Origin of the sequence: Ideonella sp., from assembly GCF_036277275.1 — a bacterium.
GTDB lineage: Bacteria > Pseudomonadota > Gammaproteobacteria > Burkholderiales > Burkholderiaceae_C > Ideonella.
Map to the genome: position 1 here is coordinate 50,160 of NZ_DASUNH010000052.1, position 24,734 is coordinate 74,893.

Sequence of the window (24,734 nt, forward strand, 5' to 3'; positions counted from 1 at the left end):
CTCGCCAGGCCGAGGAACATGGCCGCAATGGCAGCGGGTCGATTCGCGCGGCGCCGGTGCCACTGCCGGGGTCAGGACGCCGCAGACTCCGCCAGAGCGGGCGTGCGGGCCGAAGGCGCCTCGGCCCCTTGAACCAGCGGAAGCGCGCGGCGGCGATTGCGCGCCCCGATGCGCCGATCACGTTTGCTGGCCTGTGCCTCGGCCGTCTGCGCATGGTCTCCGGCCCGGCGCTTGAACAAGGTCGGCACGAGGCCGACGAACGCGCTGGCGTCAGAGCCCTTGCGCAGCACCGTCATGTTCTCGAGGCCGCCCTGGCGCCGCAACGCGCTGAGCAGCTCCAGCTGGTCTTCGTAGCCGGAATACACGAGCACCGGCAGATCCGACTGCGCCCCGCGCAGGTACTTCAGCAACTCCAGGCCGTTGCCGCCGGGCAGGTTCAGGTCGAGGATCAACAGGTCGGGGTGGAAACGGCGGATCGTTTCGACCGCCTCGCTGGCCGAGGCGCGCACCCGCACCTCCGGCTCCACCAGGCAGGTCCGCAGCATTTGCTCGATGATCAGCTGCATCGTCGCGTTGTCTTCGATCACCAGCACGCGCGACGGCGCACGCCGATCGTCGCTGCGCCGGTCGGTGGGGTTGCGGCCTTCGGCGGCGCGCGACTTCAGCGCCGTCAGGTCCTCGGCCAACTGGCGCGCGAGCTTCGTTTCCTTTTCCAGCGATTCGCGCAGCCGGATCAGCAGAAGGTGCTGGTGCCAGGCATACAGACCGACGACGCAGGCCGCCACCAAAAACAGCGGACCGGCACCACCGATATCGGCGAGTTGCTTGGCTAGGAATTCGAGCAGTTTGTCCATGGCCCTCGGCTCCCGCACGACAGGCAAAACACGAAAGACTCCAGTATCGACAGCCTCCACCGCACAGACATCCCCAGGATGGGGGTAAGGCCCGGGTGCGCCCCCTAGGACGAATGACCGTGGGTGGCAGCCTGAGACAATCTCGCCCCATGTCACTCGTTCCTTACGCCCTCACCCGCCCCTTCCTTTTTGGCCTCGACCCCGAGGCCGCGCACGACCTGACGCTCGGCACCATCGCCCGGCTGCAGAACACCCCGGCGCAGTGCCTGTGGTCACAAAGCCGTGTCGACGATCCGGTCACCGTGGCCGGGCTGCGTTTTCCGAATCGCGTGGGGCTGGCCGCGGGGCTGGACAAGAACGGTCGCTGCATCGACGGCTTCGGTGCGATGGGCTTCGGCTTCATCGAGGTCGGCACCGTCACGCCCAAGGCGCAACCGGGCAACCCGAAGCCGCGCATGTTCCGACTGCCGCAGGCGCAGGCGCTGATCAACCGGCTGGGCTTCAACAACGACGGGTTGGAGGCCTTTCTCGCCAACGTGCGACGCGCGCGAAGCTTCCGGGCCGCCGGCGGCGTCCTTGGCCTGAACATCGGCAAGAACGCAGCCACGCCGATCGAGAACGCGGTCGACGACTACCTGGCCGGGCTGACCGGCGTGTTCCCGCACGCCGACTACGTGACCGTCAACATCTCGAGCCCGAACACCAAGAACCTGCGCGCGCTGCAGAGCGACGAAGCGCTCGATGCACTGCTGGGCGCGCTGACCGAGCACAAGGCGCTGCTGGAGCAGCAACAGTCGCGACGCGTGCCAATGTTCCTGAAGATCGCGCCCGACCTCGACGACGACCAGATCGGCGTCATCGCTGCAACGCTGCAGCGGCACGGCATGGACGGCGTGATCGCCACCAACACCACGATTGCGCGTGACGCGGTCAAGGGCCTGCCGCATGCAGAAGAGACCGGTGGCCTTTCCGGCGCGCCGGTGCGCGAGGCCAGCAACCGCGTCGTACGGTCCCTGCGCGGCGCACTCGGTGCCCGCTTCCCGATCATCGGCGTCGGCGGCGTGATGACCGCCGAAGATGCACAGGCCAAGATCGCCGCCGGTGCCGACCTGGTGCAGGTCTACACCGGCTTCATCTATGGCGGCCCGCCGCTGGTGCCGAAGATCGCGCGAGCCCTGGCCGGCCGCTGACCGCCCGCCAACTCGGCCGCCTCGGCGAGCTCGAATGCGCCTGAGGCGGCGCGCCAATCCCAACGCTCGACGCAACAGGTACCCGGTGGATCGCCCGGCAACCGGCGCACGATATTGACCGAATTGCCGGCCTCGTGACGAACCCGTGACGAGACCGCCGTACCGGCCTGCACCACCCACAGCGGGCGCGACAGCGTCGGATCGCGTTCGTGCAGGCCCAGGATGTACGGCAGGTGGATGTGACCGCCAAGCACCAGGTCAGCCCCCGCCGCCGCCCAGCGGCGTGCCGCATTGGCATGGCCACGCAACAGGTCGTGCCGGTCCTCTTCGCGGTACACCGCCAGCGGCTGGTGGACGACCACGATCCGCAGCTGATCCGGCGCCGCAGTGGCCACGCGCACCGCCACGCGGTCGATCTGCCGGGCGGACACCTCGCCGTTCTTGTGCCGCCATGGGCGGGTGGTGTTGACGGTGACGATGCGCATCTGCGGCGATTCCCACTCCGGCTCCAGCTCCACGCCAAACGCAGCGCGGTGGCGCCGGTAGGGATCCAGCAGTCGCCTGCGCAGGTCGAACAGCGGGATGTCGTGGTTGCCGGGGATCGCGAGCAGTGCGCCCGCGCCCAGACGGTCGCAAAAGGCCCGCGCGGCGGCGAACTGGCGGATGGTCGCCCGCTGCGTGATGTCGCCGGACAGCACGACCACATCGGGCTTCTGGGCCTGCGCAAGGCACACCAGCGCCTCCACCACCGCCGGCCGTTCGGTGCCGAAGTGAGGATCTGAAACCTGCAGCAGCGCCGTCATGCGGCCTCCGCAGGTGGCTTGATCAGCATCAGCGGCTGTGGCGCCACGCGAAACAGCAGCGGCGCCCGCAGGCGAAACACCTCGCCGTCGGTGGCCACCTTGATGCGGCGGCGGCCGAGCGGCGCAGCCGGGCGCACGCTGAGCGTGTCGAAGGCGAAGCTGAACACATCGCCTGCTTCGCCGAGCTGGCCGAAGGCGCCACGCAGCATGAGCCAAGCCATGGCCAGCGTTCCCACCGGTCGCAAGGTGATGGCCACCAGCGCACGCTGCGACACGGCTGACGCCTGCGCGATGCCGATCTGCTCGAGCTGCAGCGCGTTGTTGCCGACGAAGAGCGTGGGCGTGCGGATGCTGCGGGCCTGGCCACCGCTGGCGAGCTCGAGGCGCAGCGGCCGGTAGGCCTGCAGCATCGAGACGGCCGCAGCCCACCACGCCACCCAGCGCGAGCGGCCGAAGCGCTGCTTGTACGCCTCGCGGTCTTCCAGCAGTTGGGGGTAAAGCCCAAGGCTCGCGTTGACCAGGAACGCATGATCGTTGACGAGTCCCACCTGCACCGGCTGCGGCACGCCGGTCAGCAGCAGGCGGGTCGCCTCGGCGGTATCTTGCGGGATGCCGTGGGTGCGACCGAAGTAGTTGAAAGTGCCCTGCGGCAACACCCCCATCGCACAGCCGCTGCCCATCACCGCATTGGCGACCGTGTTGATCGTGCCATCGCCCCCGGCCGCGACGACGATGCCGCCACAGCCACGCGCCGCTTCGACCGCCGCACGCGCCACCGCCGCCAGGTCGCGCCCGCCGCCGGCAAGCATCACCTGGTGGGTGCGACCGCCTTCGCGCAGCACGCGTTCGATGGTCTGCTGCACATCGGCCGCGTCCTCCCGCCCGGCGCCCTCGTTGAGTACGATGAAAAGCGGCGCGTCGGTGCGTGGCATGGCCCCCACTCTACTCACCCACCACCACGCCTTCGCGGCGCCTGTCGGCACCGCCCAGCCAGCCACCGTCGACACGCTGCAGGACCTGCGCCCCGCTGGTCAGGTCTTGCTCGACGACGCGCTGGCCGCGGGCTTGCAGCGCGTCGCGCGTGGCCGCGGGAAAGCGGCCAGCTTCCAGCCGCGTCGTGCCGTTGTCGTTGGCGAAATTGGGCAGGTCCAGCGTCGCCTGTGGTGACAAGCCCCAGGCCAGCGTGCCCAACAGCGTCTTCGCGTTGTAGTGGATGATCGCCGAGCCGCCTGGCGAACCCATCACCAGCGTCAGCTGCGTCTGCGCCGGCGCCTGCGTGTCGAAGACCATTGCCGGGCCCATGCTGGAGCGCGGCCGCTTGCCCGGTTGCACGCGGTTGGCCACCGGCCGGCCTTGGGCGTCGCGGGGCGCAAAGGCGAAGTCGGTCAGCTCGTTATTGAGCAAGAAGCCGCCGGGCAGACCCGTGCCGCCGTCGCTCATCACGCGGCTGCCGAAGGCGGTCTCGATGGTGGTCGTCATCGACACCGCGTGGCCTTGCCTGTCGACGATGCTGATATGGCTGGTGCCGTATTCGGGCTGATCGAGCTGCGGCGCCCATTGGCTGGAGCGGGCCGGCGCCGCCGGCTCGCCGGCCGTCGCGGTGCCCAGGCTGCGCCGGTCGTTGACCAGCGTGGCGCGCTGCGCCAGGTATGGCTCGTCGAGCAGGCTGCTCCAGCGGCCCGCGGGCGGCGCCACGAAATCAGGGTCGGCCACGTACTGCGCGCGGTCGGCGAATGCCAGACGGGCCACCTCGGCATAGCGGTGCAGGAAGCCGGGACTCGGCACGCCGCTTTCCAACGGCGGAGGCGGCGCCGGCAATTGGTCCAGCATGCCCAGCATCTGCATCACCGCAATGTGGCCGGACGACGGCGGCGGGAAGCCGCAAACGCGGTACCGGTGACGCCACAGCGTGCAGATCGGCTCGCGCTGCTTCGGCTGGTAGGCCGCGAGGTCTGACTCGCTCAACACGCCCGGATGGCCCGGGTACTGGCGCACGCGGCGCACGATGTCTGCGGCCATGCTGCCCTGGTGCAAGGCCTTGCTGCCCTCGGTAGCGAGCCGGCGCAGCACGGCGGCAAACGCAGGGTTGCGCACCCGCTCGCCCACCGCCAACGGCTCGTCCGGCCCGGTGCCTGAGGGACGGAAGAAGTAGGCCGCGGCCTGAGGGTCGCGGCGCAAGGGCTCGGCATCGGCACCGCGCAGCAAGCCCGCCAGACGGGGGCCGACGACGAAGCCGCGCTCTGCCAAGGTGATCGCCGGCTCGAAGAGCCGGGCCCAGGGCAAATGGCCGTGCTTGCGGTGGGCCGCCTCCAGCATGCGCACGGCGCCGGGCGTGCCCACGGAGCGGCCACCGGTCACGGCGGCATCGAGCTTCATCGGCTGGCCGGCGGTATCGAGAAACAGCGACTCGGTGGCCGCCGCCGGGGCCGTCTCGCGACCGTCCCAGGCCTGCAAGCCGGCACCGTCCCAATGCAGCAGAAAGGCGCCACCGCCCAAGCCGCTGGACTGCGGCTCGACCAGGGCCAGCACCAGTTGCACGGCGATCGCCGCGTCGAGCGCGTTGCCGCCCTGTCGCAACATCGTCGCGCCGGCCTCGCTGGCTGCCGGGTGGGCCGTGGCCACGGCCCAGTGTTGCCAGCGTTGCGGCGCGGCTGCGGCGGCCAGGCCGGTGGCCGCCTCGGGTGCGCGGGGCACGTCGTCCGGTGTCTGAACCGGCGCCTGGCTGCAGGCCGACAGGCTCACCGCGACCAGCCAGGGCAGCAGCCGCCAAACAAACACCCGCCCGTTCACCCCGCCATCCATGCGCCGCGCCCCTTGGTTGCAAAGCGGCGCATGATGCCACCGCCGCACGGCGGTGGCGTCGCGCAAAGTCCCTCAGAGCACCATGCCGCCCGACACCTCGATGCGCTGGCCCGTGATCCAAGCGCTGCCCGGTGACAGCAACATCGCCACGGCGGCACCGATGTCGTCCGGCCGGCCAACACGGCCCAGCGTCGTCTGCGCGGCGATCGCCGCGTTCAGCTGCGCGTTGTCACGCACCGCGCCGTCGCCGAAGTCTGTCTCGACCGCGCCCGGCGCGACCACGTTGACGGTGATGCCGCGCGGCGCCAGCTCCTTCGCCAGGTAGCGCGTCATCACCTCGATGCCGCCCTTCATCGCCGCGTACGCTCCATAGCCCGGGAAAGTGAAGCGCGCCAGGCCGGACGAGACGTTGAGGATGCGGCCGCCATCGGCCAGCAACGGCAGCAGGTGCTGCGTCAGGAACAGCACACCCTTCAGGTGGATGTTGAACATCTGGTCGAACTGGGCCTCGGTCGTCTCGGCCAGCGGCGCGTGAACACCTGCACCCGCGTTGTTGACCAACGCGTCGAGGTCGTTGCGGCCGAAGTGCTTCGACAGCGCCGTCTGCACCTGGTCGGCAAAGGCCGCGAAGCCGGCGGTGCTGCCGATGTCCAGCGGCAAGGCCAGGGCGCGTCGGCCCAGCGCTTCGATCTGCGACACCACATCGGACGCTTCGTCGGCGCGGGTGCGGAAGGTCAGCAACACGTCGAAGCCCTGACGCGCCAGGTGCAGCGCCGCGGCGCGGCCCAGGCCACGGCTGCCGCCGGTGACGAGGGCGATGTTCAGAGAGGGGGTGGAGGCTGTCGTCGTCATGGCAAATCCTTGTGCAGGGGAAAGAAGGAAAGGAGGAGAAGGGAAGCGATGACGGGACTTTATTGATCTCATGTGCGCTGATAAATTGCCATGAATTGATCAATTTGTTCTTGTAGCAAGAACAGTCAAACGACACGCCATGAGCCTGCTGGACCAACTGAACGCTTTTGTCCAAGTCGCTGAACTGGGCAGCTTCACGCAGGCCGCCGACCGGCTGGGCTGGCCCAAAGGCAAAGTCTCGACCACCATCCAGGCACTCGAAAACCACCTCGGCACGCGGCTGTTGCACCGGACGACGCGCAAGGTGCAGCTGACGCAAGACGGCCTCGCGTTCCACGAACGCTGCCGTGACCTGCTGGCCGATGTCGACGAGTTGCAGGCGTTGTTCCAGCGCAGCGCGCCCGAGTTGCGCGGCCGGGTGCGGATCGACATGTCGACGGGCGCCGCGCGCCACATGGTGATCCCGCGCCTGCCAGAGCTTTTGCAGCGTCACCCCAAGCTGGAAGTCGAGATCAGCAGCACCGACCGCCGGGTCGACGTGGTGCGTGAGGGCTTCGATTGCGTGCTGCGTGCCGGCGCCGTGCTGGACAGCGGCCTCATCGCGCGGCCGCTGGGGCGCTTTCGCATGGTCAATTGCGCGAGCCCCGGCTACCTTGCGCGGTGGGGCACGCCGCAGTCGCCCGACGAACTGGCGAAGCACCAGCTGGTGCACTATGTGCCGGTGCTGGGGGCGCGACCCGATGGGTTCGACATCGCGCAGCCCGACGGCAGCGCGCGCACCGTGTCGATGGGCGGTTCGGTAACGGTGAACAACGCCGAGGCCTACCAGGCGGCGTGCCTGGCAGGCCTCGGCCTGATCCAGGCTCCCGAGCATGGGGTGCTTGGGCTCATCGCCGATGGGGCGTTGGTCGAAGTGCTGCCCGCGCATCGGGCACCGTCGATGCCGGTGCACCTGCTCTATGCCAACCGCCGCCACCTGCCCCAACGCGTGCGGGCCGTGATGGATTGGCTGGCCGAGGTCATGGCACCGCACCTCGAGCCCTGGGCCTGAGGCCGACGGTCCGCCGCACAAACGACAACGCCGGCGAGCGCCGGCGTTGCTTGGGGGATCGGTCGAGAAACCGCTCAGTGCAGCGGCACGCCGGTCTTGCTCTGCACCTCTTCGCGCGTCACGCCTTCGGCCAGCTCGACGAGCTTCAGCCCTTGCGGCGTCACGTCCATCACCGCGAGGTCGGTGATGATGCGGTTGACCACGCCCAGGCCAGTGAGCGGCAACGTGCAGCTGGGGATGATCTTCAGGTCGGTCGAGCCGTCTTTCTTGGTCGCGACATGCTCCATCAGCACGATCACGCGGCCGACGCCGGCGACGAGGTCCATCGCACCGCCCATGCCCTTGACCATCTTGCCGGGGATCATCCAGTTCGCCAGGTCGCCTTTTTCGCTGACCTGCATCGCGCCCAGGATGGCCAGGTTGATCTTGCCGCCGCGGATCATGCCGAAGCTGTCCGCGCTGGAGAAGATCGACGAACCAGGCAGCGTGGTCACGGTCTGCTTGCCGGCGTTGATCATGTCGGGGTCGACCTCGTCTTCGGTCGGGAACGGGCCGATACCGAGCAGGCCGTTCTCGCTTTGCAGCCACACCTCCACGCCAGCCGGCACGTGGTTGGCCACCATCGTGGGCAGGCCGATGCCCAGGTTCACATAGAAGCCGTCCTGCAGTTCCTTCGCAGCGCGGGCGGCCATTTCATCGCGGGTCCATGCCATTTGTCGATCTCCTTCAGGCCTTGCGGGTCGTGCGTTGTTCGATGCGCTTTTCCGGCGTCGTGTTCAGCACGATGCGGTGCACGAAGATGCCAGGCAGGTGGACCTGGTCCGGGTCCAGCTCGCCGGTCTCGACGATCTTCTCGACCTCGACGATCGTGACCTTGCCGGCCTGAGCCACGTTGGGGTTGAAGTTGCGCGCGGTGCGGCGGAAAACCAGGTTGCCGCTTTTGTCAGCGATGTGCGCCTTGACCAGCGACACCTCGGGCTTCAGCGAGCGCTCCATCACGTAGGTCTGGCCGTCGAACTCGCGCAATTCCTTGCCTTCAGCCACGATGGTGCCGACCCCAGTCTTGGTGAAGAAGGCCGGAATGCCGGCGCCGCCGGCGCGCAGCTTCTCGGCCAGCGTGCCTTGCGGCGTGAACTCCAGTTCCAGCTCGCCCGACAGGTACTGGCGCTCGAACTCCTTGTTCTCGCCGACATAGCTGGAGATCATCTTCTTGATCTGCCGCGTGTTCAGCAGCTTGCCAAGGCCGAAACCGTCGACACCGGCGTTGTTCGAGATCACCGTCAGGCCCTTGACGCCGCTGGCCTGCAGCGCGTCGATCAGGGCCTCGGGGATGCCGCAGAGGCCGAAACCGCCGACCGCCATCAACTGACCGTCCTTGACGATGCCGTCCAGCGCTGCAGCGGCGCTTGGGTAAACCTTGTTCATTCGGAATTGCCTCCGGGCTTGTTCGAATAGGCACGAAGGGTACTACGTAACACATTAAGTAGTCGTTACGTAGATTTGACTAAGGTTTGTCCGACACATGACTGCACCCACCCGCCCGGCCGGCCCGGTTGACGCCGCCCACCTGCAAGACCTGCTCGCCTCGATGTTCGCCCCCTGGGTGCAGGAACTGGACCTCGTCGTCCGCGCCGTCGAGCCTGATGGCGTGATGCTCGCGCTGCCGGTGGGCAGCCGCCATGTGCACGGCGGCGGCGTGATGTGCGGCCAGACGCTGATGGCCGCGGCCGACACTGCGATGGTGCTGGCGATCAGTGCGCAACTCGGCGGTTTCCGACCGATGACCACCGTGCAGTTGCAGACCAGCTTCCTGCGACCCGTGGCCAGGGACGCCGGCGAGGTGACCCTGGTCGCCCGGGTGTTGAAGCCCGGCCGCCAGCTCGTCTTCGGCGAGATCGAATGCCTGCTGCCCGATGGCAAGCTGGCTGCCCACGCGACCACCACCTACGCGCTGCTGTGAGCGCCGTGTCCGTGGCGCCGGCGATCGACCTCGATTACCGCACGGCCTTCCACCAGGCCCCGATCGGCATGATCCTGTCTCGCCACCGGCTGGTGGTGGACTGCAACCGGCGGGTGCTGGAGATGTTCCGCGCCCAGCCTGACCAGTTGATCGGCCAGTCGTTCGAGGCGCTGTACCCCAGCGCCGACGAGTACGAACGCACCGGCGCGCGCATCGTCGCCAGCCTGGGCATCGACGGGTTCTACGCCGACGACCGGGTGATGAAGCGCATCGACGGCGAGCTGTTCTGGTGCCATGTGTCGGGCCGCGCGCTGGACGCGAACGACCCGCACGCCGCCGGCATCTGGACTTTCGAAGACTTGTCGGCGCGGCGTGTGCTGAAGGTCGACTTCACGCCACGCGAACGCGAAATCGCCGCGCTGCTGATCGATGGCGCGACCAGCAAGCAGATCGGCAAACGGCTGGCGATCAGCCCGCGCACGGTCGATGTCTACCGCGCCCGGCTGATGCGCAAGGTCGGCGCCAGCACCACGCCCGAGCTGGTGCACCGGCTGCTCGGCGGCTGATCACTTTTCTTCTGGCCAGACGGCCGGCGTGTCCGGTTGCAGGGCCGCCAGCACGTTCATGTCAACGAGAAGGCTGAGAGCGACCGCCAGGTCTGGCGTCGGCGGCCTTCTCGCCTCCACGTCCACTCACACAGGAGCAGGAACATGAACGTCTTGCGCACATGCCTTGCCGCCGCCTTCGCCGCGGCAACCATCGCCCCCTCCATGACCAGCGCCGCCGTTCCGCCGGTCGACCCCGTCGGCAAGGGTGCCGTGATCAAGTGCGGCACCACCAATGGCGTCATCATTCGCGCGGCGCACGCCGACAAGATCATCTTCATGCTGACGGGATTCCTGCAGGCGGCCCTGCCGGGCGATCAGTCGGACTTGGACAAAATCCCGCGCAACACCGAACTCGACATCAAGGTGATCGACGATCCGAAGACCGTCGCTGACCTCAAGGGCAAGGTGCTGACCTTCCTCGGCGCGCTCGACTTCCCGCCCAACCGCGAGTCGGTCCGGATCATGCAAGTGCAGTATGCGATGGTCTGCCCGACCACCGCCGCACCGTGACGGCACGCGCTGACTGAACATCCGATCCGCAGCGCGGAACAAGGCGCGGCGCCGAGCAAGGCGCTGCGCCACTTCCTTTTGGCAAGGGGCGCATTACGCCTTGAAACGTCTTCCCAGCCTTGTTCGACAACGGGCGTCGCCACAATGTGCGCGCCAAAAACAAACGTGAAGGAAGACCGTGTCGCTGATTCGAAAGACCTTGGCCACGGCGGGCTTGCTGGCCCTGCAAGGGCTGCCGTCGGCCGCCGTCGCGGCGCACTACTACGTGTCGGCCTCAGGCACCGCCGACAACAGCGGCCCCGGCACCCGGGAACAGCCATGGGGCAACCTGCAGCGCGCCATCACCGACGTCCTCCAGGCCGGTGACACGTTGACGGTCGTGGGCCACTACACGGTCAACAGTCGTGTCCTGATCGTCAAGAACCCGAGCGGGCAGGCGATCACGATCAACGGCGAGCCCCTGGTGCCCGGCGGCGGCCACCAGCTGACCTGCGCGGTCCCGCGCCGGACCCAGGACACCGACCCGACACCCGACTGCATCGCCATCGAGGACTCGAGCAACCTGGTTCTCGCCAACCTGGTGCTGGACGGCACCTCGACGCCCGAAGGCAGCCTGATCCGCATCAAGCGCAGCCACCACATCCGGGTCAGCGACAGCAAGCTCCAGCACTCCAACGTCTACGGCATCTACCTGGACGGCCAGCGCAACGTGGACCACAGCGATGTCTTCGAGCGCAACGAGTTCATCAACAACAAGAACACCGCCCTGTACCTGATGCTCGGCAACAACCTCACCGTCAGCCGCAACCTGATCGACACGGTGACCGACGGCGACGGCATCGTGATCGTCGAAGCGGTGGGCGCCACCGTCGCGAACAACACCGTCAGGAACGTTCGCAAGGTCGTCGGCAGCCAAGGCAAGGACGGCATCAAGATCCGGCCCTCCGAGAACGTCGTGATCCAGGGCAACCATGTCGAGAACATCGCCGGCTCGGGCATCTACCTGGCAGACCCGTACGACTGGGCGATCCGCAAGCGTCATGCGGGCGTCAAGGTGCTCGACAACACCGTCACCCTGGTGGCCAGGGTCAACGAGGGCGACGGCACCCCGCGCTGCCAGGGCTTCGGCTGGCCGTCGGCACTGAACGTCAGCCGCACCGACGACGCCATCGTCCAGAACAACTCGGTGTACCGCAATTACGGCGAAGGCATCACCCTCAACGACGCCACGCGCGCCACCGTCAAGCTCAACGACGCCCACGACAACTTCGGCGTCAACTACTACTTGAACAACGCGTCGAACAGCGTCGTGGACCGGAACGAGTCGATCAACGACCCGACGCTGACGGACTTCTTCCGCTGCGGCGCGCCGGCCGGCGGCATCGGCATGGCCAACGAGCGGGCCGACTACGACAACCACCAGCCGCTGAGCCGCCTGCGGATCACCAACAACATCGTGGTGAACAGCCGCTTCGGCATCAACTTCTATTGGGAGAAGTCAGACCACTATCACCCGCGCAGCATGACCGGGCTGAAGAAGGTCGACATCCTGAACAACACGGTCAGCCGCACCTGGGAGAACGCGCTGGCGATCGTGGACACGGGCAACCACACCGGCAACCACGTCCAGAGCAACATCTGGAAGACCGACTCCGCCTGGCCTGTGGCCAAGGTGCCTGCGGTCGGCTTCGACTGCCTGGCCAACCTGTGGTGGGCACCGACGTCGCCCGGCGCCTGCGCCAGCCATGCCGACGTGCTCGCCGACCCGCAGTTCATCGACGCGAACGGCAGCTCGCCGAAGGAGTACATGCTCGCCGCCGGCTCACCGGCGATCGACGCCGCCCAGTATTCGATCGTGATGCCGAGCATCTGGCACGACTACTTCGGCACCAAGCGCGCGTTGAGCGCGTGGGACATCGGTGCCCACGAGTACAAGCCGTAAGACGATTTGGCGGCCGGGCCGACTCACCGGGTGCCCGGCTTCGCGCCGGGCCGCCGTCAGGCGATCAGTGCCCGCAACCAGTCCGGCACCGGCACCGACTTACCTGCCGGGAAGTCGACCCACACCGTCGTCGCGCCGCCTTCGGCGTGGATCACGCCGGGCTGGTCGGTGCGCTCCAGCGTGATGAAGGTGTCGAAGCTGGTCCGGCCGAGGTTGGCCACGTAGTGCTTGGCGAGCACGTCGCCCGGGTATTCCAGCTGCTTGATGAAGTTGCAGAAGGCGTTGACGATCACCGGGCCTTGTGCCGACGGATCGGGCGCACCGCCCACCTCGTGCAGCCACTGCACGCGGATGATCTCGAAGTAGCGAAAGTAGACCGTGTTGTTGACATGGCCCATCGCGTCCATGTCACCCCAGCGGATGGGGATCACCATCTCGTAGGTCAGCTTCTTGTCGGCCGGCAGTTCGAAGCGCATGTCGTCGTCAGCCGATCCCCAGCTCGGCCTTGACGGCGGCCAGGTCGGCCCGCAGCGCGGCCAGCTCATCGGACAAGCGTGTCACCTCCCCGCGAAGGGCCGCGACCTCGCCTGCCGCCACACCGCCGCCGTCACCGGCGGCTGCGCTGAATCCCGCGCTGGGTTGCACCGGTTCGCCGCAAAGCAGGTGGGCCCAGCGAGCTTCACGCTCACCCGGGGCACGCGCCAGCTTCACCACCCTCGCCGGCTGCTTGGTGGACAGCTCGTCGAGGAAACCTTCGACCGACGAGATGTCGGCAAAGCGATGCAGCCGCTCGCAGTTCAGCCGCAGCTCCGCCGAGGTCTGCGGCCCACGCAGCATCAGCACCGCCAGCAGCGCGACCGACTGGCTGGGCACGCCGAGCACACGGCCCAGGTTGTGCTCGTAGCGCGCGACGCGGCTGCCGCTGACTTCGAAGATCAGGTGAAGGTGCTTCAGGCTGTCGACGGCGACCAGCAGATCGGCCTCGCTGGCCTCCATCACCGGTACGCGGGCGGTCTTCTGGTTGCAGCCCGACTGCAGCGCGTTCAGCGACAGCGGGTAGGTGTCCGGCACGGTGTGCTGCTTTTCGACCAGCACGCCGAGCACGCGCGCCTCCAAGGGCGTGAGAGTTCGCAATTCCATCGGCAGCGCGCTCAGACTCCAAAGCCGTCGTCGGCCTGGATGACCGCACCGTTCACGAAGTGGCTTTCCTTCGCGCACAGCGACAGCAGCATCAGGTCCAGGTCTTCCGGTTTGCCGATGCGCTTGCGCGGCATCATCTGCACCAGCTTCTGGCCGGCGTCGGTCTGCCAGTGGTGGTGGTTGATCTCGGTGTCGATATAGCCGGGGCAGATGCAGTTGACGTTGATGTCGTAGCGGCCCCATTCGAGCGCCATCGCGCGGGTCATGTGGATCACCGCAGCCTTGCTCATCGCGTAGACGCCGATCTGGCTCAGCACACGCACGCCGGCCATCGACGCGATGTTGACGATGCGCCCGCCGGTGAAGGTGCCAGGTGCCGCGCCACGGGCCCGCGCGACCATGCGCTTGCCCACTTCCTGCGCGACGAAGAAGGCGCCGCGCACGTTGGTGTCCATCACGTAGTCGAAGTCTTCGGGCGTCACCTCGAGCAGCTTCTGCGTCGTGCTGACGCCGGCGTTGTTGACCAGCAGGTCGAGTGTGCCGACCTCGGTCTCGGCGTGGGCCACGCCGGCACGGATGCTGACCGGGTCGCTCACGTCCATCGCCACCACGTGGGCGTCACCGCCGGCGCCTTCGATCTCGGCGCGCAAGGTCTTCAGGCGCTCGACGCGGCGGGCCGACAACACCACCGCGGCGCCCGCCTTGGCCAACGTGCGGGCGAATTGCGCGCCCAGGCCACTGGACGCCCCGGTGATGAGGGCCACGCGGCCGGACAGATCGATGTTGTAGCTCATGGTTTGGGCGCGCTGCGCTTTCGGGCAAGGGAGCGAAAAGCGTAGCACGCCCGGTTCAGCGCCGGCATGTCACCCCTCGGCGAGGTCACCATCAGGCCGGGTGCGGCATCGAGGCCACAACAGAAAAGCACGATCGTTCTATTTTTCCGCGCTGCCGCTAGAATGCCCTCGCTCCGCCTGGGCCCGTGCCCCGGGGCCACTGCCCCCACGCGGCCCGAGCCGCTGGCCGCCCGGCCGCCGTCACCACTCGAAAGACCTGCCATGACCGCCCCCGAACTGCTTGCCCAACACGGCCCCCGCGAATCGATGGAATACGACGTGGTGATCGTCGGTGGCGGCCCCGCAGGCCTGGCCACAGCCATCCGCCTGAAGCAGCTGGCCGCTGAAAAAGGCGGCGAGGTCAACGTGGTGGTGCTGGAAAAAGGCTCGGAGCCCGGCGCGCACATTCTCTCCGGCGCGGTGATGGACCCGCGCGCGATGAACGAGCTGTTCCCGAACTGGAAGGAGCTCGGCGCGCCATTGAATCAGGCCGTGACCGGCGACGACGTGCTGTTCCTGAGCGAGACCGGCTCGAACCGCACGCCGGACTTCCTGGTGCCGCGCAACCTGCACAACGACGGCTGCTACGTCATCTCGCTGAGCAATGTCGTCAAGTGGATGGCGCAGCAGGCTGAAAGCCTCGGCGTCGAGATCTTCCCCGGCTTCTCTGCCGCCGAAGTGCTGTACGACGAGCAAGGCCGCGTGCGTGGCGTGGCCACCGGCGACCTGGGTATCGGCAAAGACGGGCAGCCGCACGACGGCTTCCAGCTCGGCATGGAGCTGCTGGGCAAGTACACGATCTTTGCCGAAGGCGCGCGCGGCCACCTGGGCAAGCAGTTGCTGGCCAAGTACAAGCTCGACGAAGGCAAGGACCCGCAAAGCTATGCCATCGGCATCAAGGAGCTGTGGGAAGTGCCGGCCGACAAGGCCAGGCCGGGCCTGGTGGTGCACACCGCCGGCTGGCCGATGGTGGACGACACCTTCGGCGGCGGCTTCCTCTACCACCTCGAAGACAACAAGGTGACGCTCGGCTTCGTGATCGGGCTGGACTACCAGAACCCGTACATGAGCCCGTTCGAGGAAATGCAGCGCTGGAAGACGCACCCTGCCATCCGCGCCCACATCGAAGGTGGCAAGCGCATCGGCTATGGCGCGCGCGCGATCAACAACGGAACGCCGCAAGCGCTGCCCAAGACCGTGTTCCCCGGCGGCGCGCTGATCGGCTGCGATGCCGGCTACTTGAACGCCGCACGCATCAAAGGAAGCCACGCCGCGATCAAGAGCGGCATGCTCTGCGCCGACGCGTTGTTCGATGCATTGAAGGCCGGCCGCAGCGCCGACGAGCTGAGCGCCTACCCGCAAGCCTTCGAGAAGAGCTGGCTCAACGAAGAGCTGCAGCAGACGCGCAACTTCAAGCTCTGGTTCAAGAAGGGCGACCTGGTCGGCAAGCTGATGACCGGCATCGAGCAGTGGCTGCTGCCCAAGCTGGGCGTGCAAAGCCCGCCGTGGACGCTGCACGCCACCAAGCGCGACCACGAGTACCTGAAGCCGGCCGACCAGTGCCAGCCCATCACTTACCCGAAGCCCGACAACAAGCTGAGCTTCGACCGTCTCTCGTCGGTGTTCATCAGCAACACGAACCACGAAGAAAACCAGCCGGCCCACCTGACGCTGAAGAACGACTCGATCCCGGTCTCGGTGAACCTGAGCAAGTACGCAGGCCCCGAGAGCCGCTACTGCCCCGCCGGCGTCTACGAATTCGTCAAGAGCGACGACGGCAAAGACCGCCTGCAGATCAACGCGCAGAACTGCGTGCACTGCAAGACCTGCGACATCAAGGATCCGACGCAGAACATCGTCTGGGTCACCCCCGAAGGCGGCGGCGGGCCGAACTACGCGGGGATGTGACTCCCCGCGCCGGGCGCCAGCCAGGCGTTGGGCCCGAAAACGCGCTTCGGGGCCACATCGGCGCGCGCGGCATCGTTCGTATTGAGGATGGAAGGCGTTGTCGCGGCGCCTGATTCGCGGCGTGATCGGCCATGATCCGCCTCCCATGAACGACTTCGCCGCGTTTCGCCCCACGCCGTCCGCCCGGATCATGCCCGTTCATTCCTGGCTGGCCGAGTTCTACGGCATCGATGTCGCCCGTGTGCGCTGCGTCGCGCGGCTCGATTGCGAGATCTATCGCGTCTCGATGCCTGGCTTGCCGGACCTGGCGCTGCGCATCTACCCAACCCGCATCGTCAACGAGACGGCGATCGCCGATGAGGTGAACTGGCTCGTCGCGCTCGGCGCCGAAGGCCTGCACGTGCCGACGCCACAACCAGCTCTCGATGGCCGCTTCATCCAACGCTGGCCCGATGGCCGCCTCGCGGTGGTGCTGAGCTGGGTCCAGGGCCGATTGCTCGACAAGGCCTTGCGGCCGGTGCACTTGCAGCGTGTGGGCCGGCTCGCCGGCGCGATGCACCGCGTGGCCGAACGCATGGTCGCCAACGGCCAGATCGTCGGCCAGCGCCTGGGCGATGGTGACGGGCCCGACCTCACCACCTGGGCCGACGGCAGTCGAGTGCATCACCCCGCCATGCCTGAAGCCGCCCATCGGCGTGTCCAGGCCGCCGCCCGGCGCCTGATCGATGAGCTGGCCAGCTTCCCGCGCGACCGCAGCGCCTGGGGCTTCGTCCACGCAGATCTGCACCCGTGGAACCTGCTGTTCGAAGGCACCGCCGCCGGCGCGATCGACTTCAGTGAATGCGGCTACGGCCACCACGCGCTGGACCTGGCTGCGGCATTGCAATACCTGAAGCACCCGGTCATCGGTGCCTGCGACCACGCGCCGCTGTACCCACGCCACCGCGCCGCCCTGCTCGAAGGTTATGCCGAAGAGCGCCCGCTGCCACCCGGCATCGAGCGGCAGCTCGACGCTTACATCGAGATCCGCATGATCAACACCATCGAATGGGTGCTCGATTGCTGGCCGACGCTGGACGAGCGGCCGTGGGGACGCGGCTTTCTGCAGCGCGCCGGTGAGTTCTTCGACCATTGACCCTGCGGGACGCTCGCACCGGGTCTCGCAAGACCTCGCTCCGGGCACCGCAAGACCAGCTCCGTCGCGAGGGGACCGCTAACACGTATATTTCACGCAATGCGTCGAGAACTGCCTGGGGCCGATGGCAAACACAGCCACTGGCCCGGGCCCTCGCGGGCGGGATCACCCGCTCTACAACGTCTCAGGAGACAAGCCGTGAAACGTACCCCCTCACCCCGTCGATCACTTCTCTGGGCCGCCATCGCCGGCACGCTGTACTCCGGCACCGCCGTCGCGGCGCCGCTGTTCCGGATCACCGTGATCCCATCGCTGCCGCTCGGCGAGCTCTGCAGCCCGAACGCCATCAATGACCTGGGCCACGTGGTCGGCACCTGTGCCCAGCACACCTTCTTCTGGACGCCGGAAGGTGGCGCGATCGAAATCAAGGTACCGACCGGTTACCTGGGCGCCCGCGCGTTGAACAACCACGACGTGATGGCGGCCGAGCACACCAAGCCCGACGTCACCCGCGATGGTGTCCTGTGGGACCCGGTCAACGGCTTGCGCGTGTTCACGCCCGACGGCGACTTCCCGGAGATCGGTGAAGTCAACGGCATCAACGACGCCGGAAAGGTTGTCGGTGCCGGCTGGGTGCCGCGGCCTCCCCACACACCACGCCACGCATTCACCTGGACCGAAGAGACAGGCGTGGTCGACCCGCTGCCGGATGTGGCAGGCGAAACGCAGCTGCGCGACATCAACGCGCTCGGGCAAATGGTGGGCTGGGGTTGGGGCAACAACCTCGAGGGCGGCTCGAGGGCCGTGATCCTCGAAGCCGACGGCCGGGTGACCCGGCTGGAAGCACCGTTCTGCTCGACAAACGGCGCCCAGGCCTACGGTCTGAACGATCTGGGCCAAGTGGCGGGTTCCTGCTACAACACACCGAACAGCCTGCACGCGGTCGTCTGGGCCGGCCCGCGCCATGGGCGCGACATCGATGGCCGGGCCGAAGGCAAAGGCATCAGCCAAGCCTTCGAGGTCAACAATGCCGGCCAGGTGGTGGGCTTCTGGTCGGGCGGCGGTCACAGCGGACACGCGTGGGAGACCAGCTTCTACTGGGACCCGGAGACCAAGATGACCAGCATCCATCGTCTGCTGGACCCGACGGACCCGCTCGCGGCAGTGACCAAGCTCGGCACCGTCGCCACCATCAACCAGGCCGGACAGATCGCGACCGCCGGTACGGTGAATGGTGAGTGGCAATTGCTGCTGCTAACCCCTGTCGTCAACAGCTCGACCGCGTCCCCCTGACCGGAACGTCGGCCGCTCACCGAAAGCGGCCGTGCCGCCCCCGCCCCGGCTGTTCGGCCGGGCAGCCGGTCCGCAAAGCCTGTCAAGATGCGAGCCCAGGGCCTCAGCGCTTCGGCCGAGGCCCTCCCACACAGGGCTTGCGAAGGAACGATCTTGGACAGATGGCTGACGGCGGCGCTCGACTACCTCCCGACATGGATTGACCACCAGATGCGCTTGAGCGAGCAGCCGGGTTGCACACTCGCCGTTGCGGCCAAGGGCAAGCTGGTATTCGAAGCGGCCTTCGGCCATGCCGATGCGATCCAGCAGCGGCCGCTGACGCCGCAGCACCGCTTCCGCGTCGCGTCCCACAGCAAAACCTTTGCCGCAGCCGCGGTGCTGAAGCTGCGTGAGCAGGGCCGCCTGCAGCTGGACGACGCGGTCGGGCGCCATGTGAAGGGTCTGCACCCGAGCGTCGCGAAGACGACGCTGACGCAGCTGCTGTCGCACACCGCCGGGCTGGTCCGCGATGGCGTCGACGCCGGCCAGTGGCAGGACCGCCGGCCGTTTCTGAACGCGAAGGAACTGCTGGCCGACCTGGCCGGCGGCACGACCATCGAGCCGAACGAGCGCTTCAAGTACTCGAACCACGGCTACGGCCTGTTGGGCCTGGTGATCGAGGCCGTCACCGGCGAAGGTTTTGCTGACTGGACGGCGCGCGAGATCGTCGCGGCTTCCGGGCTGGAGCACACCACGCCCGACATGCCGGCCGACGCCAAGCTGCCCTTCGCGCACGGCCACACCAGCAAGCTGCCGCTGGGGCGCCGCGTCGTGATCCCGGCGACCAACCCGACGAATGCGCTCGCCGCGGCGACAGGCTTCGTCAGCACCGCCAGTGACCTGGCGCGCTTCTTCAGCAGCCTCGCCCCCGGCGCCAGGCGCAGCGTGCTCAAGCCCGAGAGCCGGCGCGAGATGGTGCGCCGCCAATGGAAGGACGCGTACGGCACGATCGAGCGCTGGTACGGCCTGGGCACCATCTCGGGCAAGCTCGGCGAGTGGGAATGGTTCGGCCACTCCGGCGGCTTCCAGGGCACGATCACCCGAACCTGCTGCGTGCCCGAGCGGGATCTGACGGTTTCGGTGTTGACCAACGCGGCCGATGGCCTTGCACACGTCTGGCTCGACGGCGCGCTGCACATTCTGCAGGCGTTCGCGAAGCACGGCGCACCAAGCCCACGCACCGCCGGCTGGGCCGGCCGCTACTGGAGCCTGTGGGGCGCGTTCGACTTCGTGCCGGTGGACGGCAAGATCCTGGTGGCCAGCCCCAGCCTGCCGAACCCGATGCAGGACGCCTCACAGATCGTGCCCGATGCGCGGCGGCGCCAGGGCACCGAGAGCGGCCAGATCACGCTCGCCGGCGGCTTTGCCAACCACGGCGAAACCGCGCGCATCGAACGCGACGCACGCGGCCGCGTTACCCAGGTGTGGCTCGGCGGTACCCGGCTGGTCAGCGAGGCGAAGGCCGCCAAGGAGCTGGCAGCCCGCTACGCCGTGGGCTGAGGCTGCAGCCGCGGCGTCAGTCGCTCGCCTCGCCGAGCGTCACCGTCTGCTTGCGAGCCTGACCGGCACGCCAGACGCTCAACGTCACCTTGTCTCCCGGCTGGAAGCGCTCCAGCACGTTCAGCAGGTCGTCGAGGTCGGTCACCGCCTCTTCATTGACCGCTGTGATCACGTCGCCCTGCACCACCCGGCCGTCGCGGCCACGCCGGAAAGGCGACAGGCCGGCGCGCTGCGCCGGGCCACCGGCGGTCACGCCGACCAGGGCGACCCCGGTAGGCAGATCGAGCGAGCGCGTCAGCGCCGGTGGCCCGCCGCTGATGCCCAATGCGGGCCGCACCATGCGCCCGTCGCGGATCAGCCGCGGCACGATGCGGTTCACTTCGTCCACGGGAATGGCGAAACCGATGCCCGAGCTGGCGCCCGAAGGGCTGTAGATCGCTGTCGTGACGCCCACCAGCCGGCCCGCCGAATCGAGCAGCGGCCCGCCCGAGTTGCCCGGGTTGATGGCCGCATCGGTCTGGATCACGCCACGGATCATCCGCCTCGTGGCCGACTCGATCTCGCGCCCAAGGGCGCTGACGATGCCGGTGGTCAGCGTCTGGTCGAGCCCGAAGGGGTTGCCGAGCGCGAACACGCGCTGGCCGACCTGCAGGTCGCGGCTGGTGCCGATCGGCAACGCCGTCATCCGCGCCTTGGGCGCCTCGATGCGCAGCACCGCCAGGTCGCGGTCGGGGAAGGCGCCGACCAACTCGGCGCGGTAGCTCGTCTGATCGGCCAGCGTCACCCGCGCTGCACTCGCGCCCTGGATGACGTGGAAATTGGTGACGATGTGGCCCCGCTCGTCCCAGACGAAGCCGGTGCCGGTGCCGCGCGGCACCTGCTGCACGTTGAGAGAAAAGAAATCTCGCTCGACGGTGAGCGCGGTGATGTTGACGACGGACGGCGAGGCGGCCTTGAAGACGGCGATGTTGTTCTGCTCGTCGCCTGACAGCGGCCCGCGCGTGGCAACGCTGCGCGGTGCGGCGTCGGTACGGCCGAGCGCAGGCGAGAAGCTGGCCAGGCCAACGCTGGCGGCCAACACGACAAACGACGCCGCCGCCAAAAGGCGGCGGCGTCGGTGGGGCTGGGGCGGTGTCTCCGCCGCGGCTTGGTTCATGCCGATCTCCTTGTGCACGCTCTCGTGCGCGGCCGGCCCGCCGCCCGCACGCGCACGAAGCGCGTTCGAAGCGGCGGGACCGTCTTCTTCTGATCGTCAGCCGACCTGAACGTTCACACGGCGCGGCTGCGCATGGGCCTGTTTCGGGATGCGCAGGTTCAGCACGCCGTCCTTCAAGTTGGCCTCGATGTGGCCGGCGTCCAGCTCGCGACTGAGCGTGAAGGCGCGGCGGTAGCGCGGCACCCGCAGTTCGACGTAAGCCGGCTGCAGGCCCGCCGGCGTGGTAGTAGCGACCGCGCCCTCGATCGTCAGCGTATCGCCGTCGATCTTGATGTCGAGCTGGTCGCGCGGAACGCCCGGCAAGTCGGCCAGCAGCGTGATGCCGGCGTCGTCCTCGAACACGTCCACGCGCGGCAGCAGGGCCCGTGTGTCAGCACCGCGTTCGGCCTGCTCGGTCGTCGCCGGCGGCGTCTGGCTGGTCTTTTGCAGTTCGGTCTTCGAAGTGGTCATGGTCATTGCTCCTTGTCAGCGGTTTCGGTCCGTCACTGCACGGCGATGCGCTTGGGCTGAGCTTCTTCGCGACGCGCAATGCTCACATTGAGCACGCCGTCGCGGTAGGTGGCGTTCACTCGTCCCGGGTCAACGTCGTCCGGCAGGCTGATCGCCCGCTTGAAGGTGCCGCTGGCACGTTCTCGGTTGTAAATGCTGGTCTTGGCATCGCCGCGCGGCAACGCAGAAGCACGCTCGCCGGAGATCGTCAACACGCCACGATCGATGACGACATCGATCTTGGCCGGGTCGATGCCTGGGGCAAAGGCATAGAGCTCGACGCTGCTGGGCGTCTGGCCCACGTTGATCGCCGGGAAGGCGCCGGGCGCCGCCGAGCGGATGCTGCTGGGCATGCCGCTGCCGCCAAACACGTCGTCCAGTTCGCGGCGCAGGCGTTCGAATTCGCCGAGCACGCCGCCGGGGAAGCTCCAGAGGGTTTCATACATGATGGCTTGCTCCTTTCGGGGTGAACGCGGCGCCGGAAAATGGTTCGTCAGCGCCGCATGCCACCGAATTAGGGGCAGCCTGCCGGACTTCAAGACCCCTTTTTCAATGGGTTGCGCCGCACCGAAACGTGTTACGGCCGCGCAAACCGCGGCCGGGCGTCAGGTCCCGATCACCCCGCCATCGTTCTTCGTGATCACCACCGTCGCGGACCGAGGCCGGCCGCCATCCGGCCACTTGGAGAAGCGGCTGGGGGCCTCCGGGTCGCTGCGCTCGGACGGCGACTCGCCAGGGTGCTGGATGTTGACGAACAGCGTGCGCAGATCGCTGGTCATGGCGATGCCGGTCACCTCGCAGCCGGTAGGGCCGACGAGGAATCGGCGCATGTCGCCCTTGGTCGGGTCGCAGGCCAGCATCTGGTTGTTCGGCAGGTTGCTGTAGTCGCCCTTGCCCATCACCGACGAAGAAGCGTCTGTCTGGATCCACATCACGCCTCGCGGGTCGATCCACAGGCCGTCCGGGCTGCCGAAGATGTCGCCGCGCACGTTGCCCCTGGCGCCCTCGCGCGGCTGGGCCGGGTCGCCGGCCAGCACCAGGTGGTCCCAGCTGAATTTGGTGCCGTCCAGGTCGCCCTGCTCCTGCCAGCGGATGATCTGGCCCATGGTGTTCGGCGCACGCGGGTTGGCGGCGTCGGCGCCGGGCCGGTCTGGTTTGCCACGGTCGCTGTTGTTGGTCAACGTGCAGTAGACCTGCTTGGTGATCGGGTCGACGGCCGTCCACTCGGGCCGGTCCATCTTGGTCGCACCCAGCGCGTCGCTGGCCTGGCGCGACTTGATCAGCACCTCGCCTTGGTCGGCGAAGCCGTTGGCCACGGTCAACGGGCCCTGGCCGTGCACCAGCGGCAGCCACTCGCCCTTGCCGCCGGCATCGAAACGCGCGACGTACAGCGTGCCGTGGTCGAGCAGCTCGCGGTTGGCCGCCAGGCCGCCGGGCTTCATCGCATCGCGGCTGACGAACTTGTAGATGTACTCGAAGCGTGCGTCCTCGCCCATGTAGACCACGGCCTTGCCGCCGGCCGTCAATGCAGTGGCCGCCCCCTCGTGCGCGGCCCGGCCCAGCGCAGTGTGCTTGACCGGCGTGCTGGTCGGGTCCATCGGGTCGATCTCCACGATCCAGCCGAAGCGGTTGAACTCGTTCGGATGCTTGGTCGCGTCGAAGCGCTCGTCGGCGACTTGCCAGCGGAAGTAATTGCCGCCGCCCTTCCTCAGGCCCCAGCGCTTCTGGTGCGCGTCCGGCAGCTCGGGGCCTTCGAAGTAGCCGGCCCAGTTCTCTTCGCAGGTCAGGTAGGTGCCCCACGGCGTCCGGCCGTTGGCGCAGTTGTTGAAGGTGCCCAGCACCAGCGTGCCGGACGGGTCGGCCGCGGTCTTCATCATCGCGTGGCCGGCTGCGGGGCCGGCAATGCGCATCGGCGTGCGGGCGGTGATGCGGCGGGCATAGCGCGACGGCGTCACCACCTTCCAGCCGCTGTCGGCCCTCTCGACCTCGATCACCGAGACGCCGTGCGCAGCCATCGACTTGAAGGCCTTCTCGGCGCTCCAGGTCTTCACCCCATCGGTGTGCAGCATGCCGTCATCGGTGTATTCATGGTTCATCGCGAGCACGCCGCGGCGGGTGCCGCCGTCGAGCGGGAAGAAGGCCATGCCGTCGTGGTGCATGCCGGCCTGCAGCGCCTGCTCGGCCGCCGTGTTCGACGCATCGGGCTTGAAGGCCGGCATCTGCCCGGCGATGCCGACCGGGTCACCCCAGCGGTACAGCACCTGGGCGCGGTAGCCCTCGGGCACGACCACGGCGTCGATCGCCGCCATCGCGACGCTCTTGAAGCCGATCGCACGGCCGAGCGTGACGGGATTTGTCGCCTGTTGCGCCGCACTGGCGCAGGCGGTGAGCAGGCCAGGGCCGAACAAGCTGCCAGCGGCCAGCGCCAGGCCGCCCCCGAGCCACACACGCCGCGCCGGATCCGACACCTCGTGGATGCTCGGGTTGGCACTGGAGTTCGAGTCTTCCATGCCGCTGAAATCCTTGGCCATGCGGGTGCTCCTCAGGTTGGGCTCGGCAGCCCTCTGGCCGCCTACGAAATGTCGTGGCCGGGCCATTGTCCCGGCTCC

Annotated in this window: 24 protein-coding genes; 10 read left to right on the forward strand and 14 right to left on the reverse strand. The window is 68.0% G+C overall.

Annotated elements, in window-relative coordinates; translation table 11 throughout:
* Positions 1–71 precede the first annotated feature (71 nt).
* Positions 72–854, reverse strand: a complete 783-nt coding sequence (locus tag VFY73_RS09775) for a response regulator (protein ID WP_329718109.1) — start codon at positions 852–854, stop codon at positions 72–74.
* Positions 855–1,003: 149 nt separating this feature from the next.
* Between VFY73_RS09775 and VFY73_RS09780 the strand changes: the two genes are divergently transcribed.
* Positions 1,004–2,044, forward strand: coding sequence for a quinone-dependent dihydroorotate dehydrogenase (locus VFY73_RS09780; RefSeq protein ID WP_329718111.1), 1,041 nt, complete (start codon positions 1,004–1,006; stop codon positions 2,042–2,044).
* On the opposite strand, the gene VFY73_RS09785 is transcribed toward VFY73_RS09780, so the two are convergent.
* The 4 genes from VFY73_RS09785 to VFY73_RS09800 all read right to left on the reverse strand — a co-directional run bounded on the left by VFY73_RS09785 (position 1,990) and on the right by VFY73_RS09800 (position 6,501).
* Positions 1,990–2,847, reverse strand: coding sequence for a metallophosphoesterase family protein (locus VFY73_RS09785; RefSeq protein ID WP_329718113.1), 858 nt, complete (start codon positions 2,845–2,847; stop codon positions 1,990–1,992). The genes VFY73_RS09780 and VFY73_RS09785 overlap by 55 nt on opposite strands.
* Complete coding sequence (locus VFY73_RS09790) at positions 2,844–3,779, reverse strand: diacylglycerol/lipid kinase family protein (RefSeq protein WP_329718115.1); 936 nt, start codon at positions 3,777–3,779, stop codon at positions 2,844–2,846. Before VFY73_RS09790 ends, VFY73_RS09785 begins: the two co-directional genes overlap by 4 nt.
* 10 nt (positions 3,780–3,789) lie before the next feature.
* Positions 3,790–5,649, reverse strand: a complete 1,860-nt coding sequence (locus tag VFY73_RS09795) for a gamma-glutamyltransferase family protein (protein WP_329718117.1) — start codon at positions 5,647–5,649, stop codon at positions 3,790–3,792.
* A 72-nt stretch (positions 5,650–5,721) separates the two neighbouring features.
* A complete protein-coding gene (locus VFY73_RS09800; RefSeq protein ID WP_329718119.1) occupies positions 5,722–6,501 on the reverse strand; it encodes an SDR family NAD(P)-dependent oxidoreductase in 780 nt (259 codons plus the stop codon).
* Between the two features lie 139 nt (positions 6,502–6,640).
* Between VFY73_RS09800 and VFY73_RS09805 the strand changes: the two genes are divergently transcribed.
* Complete coding sequence (locus tag VFY73_RS09805; RefSeq protein ID WP_329718121.1) at positions 6,641–7,552, forward strand: LysR family transcriptional regulator; 912 nt, start codon at positions 6,641–6,643, stop codon at positions 7,550–7,552.
* Between the two features lie 74 nt (positions 7,553–7,626).
* Here VFY73_RS09805 and VFY73_RS09810 read toward each other — a convergent pair whose 3' ends face one another.
* Positions 7,627–8,265 (reverse strand): CoA transferase subunit B, encoded by a 639-nt coding sequence (locus tag VFY73_RS09810; protein WP_329718123.1) that lies wholly within the window; start codon positions 8,263–8,265, stop codon positions 7,627–7,629.
* A gap of 13 nt (positions 8,266–8,278) precedes the next feature.
* Positions 8,279–8,977, reverse strand: a complete 699-nt coding sequence (locus VFY73_RS09815; protein ID WP_329718125.1) for a CoA transferase subunit A — start codon at positions 8,975–8,977, stop codon at positions 8,279–8,281.
* 97 nt (positions 8,978–9,074) lie between these two features.
* On the opposite strand from VFY73_RS09815, the gene VFY73_RS09820 reads away from it, so the two are divergent.
* From VFY73_RS09820 to VFY73_RS09835, 4 genes are all read left to right on the forward strand, one after another.
* Positions 9,075–9,512, forward strand: a complete 438-nt coding sequence (locus tag VFY73_RS09820) for a PaaI family thioesterase (RefSeq protein ID WP_329718127.1) — start codon at positions 9,075–9,077, stop codon at positions 9,510–9,512.
* A 23-nt stretch (positions 9,513–9,535) separates the two neighbouring features.
* A complete protein-coding gene (locus tag VFY73_RS09825) occupies positions 9,536–10,078 on the forward strand; it encodes a PAS and helix-turn-helix domain-containing protein (protein ID WP_329718230.1) in 543 nt (180 codons plus the stop codon).
* Between the two features lie 144 nt (positions 10,079–10,222).
* A complete protein-coding gene (locus VFY73_RS09830; protein ID WP_329718129.1) occupies positions 10,223–10,630 on the forward strand; it encodes a hypothetical protein in 408 nt (135 codons plus the stop codon).
* A 178-nt stretch (positions 10,631–10,808) separates the two neighbouring features.
* Positions 10,809–12,572, forward strand: coding sequence for a right-handed parallel beta-helix repeat-containing protein (locus VFY73_RS09835; protein ID WP_329718131.1), 1,764 nt, complete (start codon positions 10,809–10,811; stop codon positions 12,570–12,572).
* 56 nt (positions 12,573–12,628) lie between these two features.
* Here the strand turns inward: VFY73_RS09835 and VFY73_RS09840 are convergent, their stop codons facing one another.
* The 3 genes from VFY73_RS09840 to VFY73_RS09850 are packed head-to-tail and all read right to left on the reverse strand — an operon-like array spanning position 12,629 to position 14,506.
* The gene (locus VFY73_RS09840; RefSeq protein WP_329718133.1) at positions 12,629–13,048 is read right to left on the reverse strand and encodes a thioesterase family protein; all 420 of its coding nucleotides are present in this window, start codon (positions 13,046–13,048) and stop codon (positions 12,629–12,631) included.
* A 7-nt stretch (positions 13,049–13,055) separates the two neighbouring features.
* A complete protein-coding gene (locus tag VFY73_RS09845) occupies positions 13,056–13,712 on the reverse strand; it encodes a YceH family protein (RefSeq protein ID WP_329718135.1) in 657 nt (218 codons plus the stop codon).
* An 11-nt stretch (positions 13,713–13,723) separates the two neighbouring features.
* Positions 13,724–14,506: an SDR family oxidoreductase gene (locus VFY73_RS09850; protein WP_329718137.1), complete on the reverse strand. Its 783-nt coding sequence runs from the start codon at positions 14,504–14,506 to the stop codon at positions 13,724–13,726.
* 261 nt (positions 14,507–14,767) lie between these two features.
* Here VFY73_RS09850 and VFY73_RS09855 point away from each other — a divergent pair, with 261 nt between their 5' ends.
* The 4 genes from VFY73_RS09855 (at position 14,768) to VFY73_RS09870 (ending at position 20,420) form a co-directional block, all read left to right on the forward strand.
* A complete protein-coding gene (locus VFY73_RS09855) occupies positions 14,768–16,453 on the forward strand; it encodes an electron transfer flavoprotein-ubiquinone oxidoreductase (protein WP_329718139.1) in 1,686 nt (561 codons plus the stop codon).
* A 145-nt stretch (positions 16,454–16,598) separates the two neighbouring features.
* On the forward strand, positions 16,599–17,588 hold the full coding sequence (locus VFY73_RS09860) for a phosphotransferase enzyme family protein (protein WP_329718141.1): 990 nt from the start codon (positions 16,599–16,601) through the stop codon (positions 17,586–17,588).
* Between the two features lie 198 nt (positions 17,589–17,786).
* Positions 17,787–18,881: a hypothetical protein gene (locus VFY73_RS09865; RefSeq protein ID WP_329718143.1), complete on the forward strand. Its 1,095-nt coding sequence runs from the start codon at positions 17,787–17,789 to the stop codon at positions 18,879–18,881.
* A 153-nt stretch (positions 18,882–19,034) separates the two neighbouring features.
* On the forward strand, positions 19,035–20,420 hold the full coding sequence (locus VFY73_RS09870) for a serine hydrolase domain-containing protein (RefSeq protein ID WP_329718145.1): 1,386 nt from the start codon (positions 19,035–19,037) through the stop codon (positions 20,418–20,420).
* Positions 20,421–20,436: 16 nt separating this feature from the next.
* Here VFY73_RS09870 and VFY73_RS09875 read toward each other — a convergent pair whose 3' ends face one another.
* From VFY73_RS09875 to VFY73_RS09890, 4 genes are all read right to left on the reverse strand, one after another.
* Positions 20,437–21,576, reverse strand: a complete 1,140-nt coding sequence (locus VFY73_RS09875) for a S1C family serine protease (RefSeq protein ID WP_329718147.1) — start codon at positions 21,574–21,576, stop codon at positions 20,437–20,439.
* 96 nt (positions 21,577–21,672) lie between these two features.
* Complete coding sequence (locus VFY73_RS09880) at positions 21,673–22,086, reverse strand: Hsp20/alpha crystallin family protein (RefSeq protein ID WP_329718149.1); 414 nt, start codon at positions 22,084–22,086, stop codon at positions 21,673–21,675.
* A gap of 32 nt (positions 22,087–22,118) precedes the next feature.
* On the reverse strand, positions 22,119–22,571 hold the full coding sequence (locus tag VFY73_RS09885; protein WP_329718151.1) for an Hsp20/alpha crystallin family protein: 453 nt from the start codon (positions 22,569–22,571) through the stop codon (positions 22,119–22,121).
* 159 nt (positions 22,572–22,730) lie between these two features.
* Positions 22,731–24,656 carry a PhoX family phosphatase gene (locus tag VFY73_RS09890; protein ID WP_329718153.1) on the reverse strand — a complete coding sequence of 642 codons (1,926 nt, stop codon included), beginning with the start codon at positions 24,654–24,656 and terminating at the stop codon, positions 22,731–22,733.
* Positions 24,657–24,734: the final 78 nt, after the last annotated feature.